Below are 1,016 nucleotides of genomic sequence, written 5' to 3'. Positions count from 1 at the left end.
AATCTTTGAGGGCTTACGCTCAGTAAGCCTTTAGGATGGGGATTTTAATCCAGCTATAGACGGTGAATTTGCTGATCTTGTAGCGCTTTGCAACAGCGCGCCAAGTTTCTCCATTAGCAATATCGTTAAGAATTTTTTGTCGGAATTGGCTGCAGTAGGTCATAGGATATGCTCAGTTTGTTTTTGATAATTCTACTATAAGTCGTTCTTTATATCTGCTTTGGATAGATTGGATTATAAATGATTTGACTATACATAACCGTGGCGTGGAAGATATTCTCATGGCTTGTGTGGATGGCTTAAAAGGTTTTCCTGAAGCGATACAGGCTATCTTCCTCAATACTGAGGTGCAACTGTGTGTGCTTCAGCAAATCCGTGAGTTTGCGTTATGTGGCTAGTCGTGAGCAAAAAACTTTCATGCAGGATTTAAAGCCTGTATATAGTCAAATCAGCTAAAAAACAGAATGTTATCTACCGCCAGAATGGCTAGATAAGGGCTATAGGATGTTTTGTTTTTTAGCTGATCGCACTATATAAAGCGGTCAATAAAGAGTCAGCTGTATTGGCGCTTGATAGGTTAGAAAACCTTTGGGGTAATAAATATCCTGCGGTGATTAAGTCTTAACGGGATAAGTGGCATTTGCTAAGTCACTATTTTAAATATCCTGAGGCGGTGAGAAAGCCCATTTATACCACCAATGCGGTAGAGGCAGTCCATCGTCAATTCTGCAAGTTAACTAAAACTAAAGGGGCGTTTCCTAATGAAACCAGTTTGCTTAAACTCTTATATGTTGGTATGTTATAGTACAATCATCTAAAGCCCAACCCAATCCAAAGCAGATAAAAGAATAAAGTATCAATACAATCCATCCGCCATTCTTTGCTATTTGCTTAATCCAAGCCCACATCTTTTCAATAGGATTTAAGTCTGGACTATAAGGGGGTAACCAAACTATCTCATGCCCATGCTCTTCAATGATTGCTTGAATATCACTGCGTTTATGAAAAGCGGCATT

At 39.2% G+C, this 1,016-nt stretch carries 2 protein-coding genes and 1 pseudogene; 1 reads left to right on the top strand and 2 read right to left on the bottom strand.

Annotation, left to right across the window (positions count from 1 at the left end; translation table 11 throughout):
* Positions 1 to 19 precede the first annotated feature (19 nt).
* A complete protein-coding gene (locus A5N85_RS14005; protein WP_072577660.1) occupies positions 20 to 163 on the bottom strand; it encodes a helix-turn-helix domain-containing protein in 144 nt (47 codons plus the stop codon).
* Between the two features lie 70 nt (positions 164 to 233).
* Here A5N85_RS14005 and A5N85_RS14865 point away from each other — a divergent pair.
* Positions 234 to 805, top strand: a pseudogene (locus A5N85_RS14865) (transposase); the annotation flags it as partial.
* Here the strand turns inward: A5N85_RS14865 and A5N85_RS13990 are convergent.
* A partial coding sequence (locus tag A5N85_RS13990) for a transposase (protein ID WP_211268259.1) occupies positions 777 to 1,016 on the bottom strand: 240 nt, incomplete at its 5' end. The pseudogene A5N85_RS14865 and the gene A5N85_RS13990 overlap by 29 nt on opposite strands.

It is taken from the genome of Suttonella ornithocola, from assembly GCF_001889065.1.
Taxonomy (GTDB): Bacteria; Pseudomonadota; Gammaproteobacteria; order Cardiobacteriales; family Cardiobacteriaceae; genus Suttonella_A; species Suttonella_A ornithocola.
Note: the sequence above shows the minus strand (reverse complement) of the source record. Positions and strands in the feature narration are given on the sequence as shown.

Coding starts and splice junctions, on each gene's coding strand:
- A5N85_RS14005 (WP_072577660.1), bottom strand. CDS start 163: ATGACCTACTGCAGCCAATTCCGACAAAAAATTCTTAACGATATTGCT.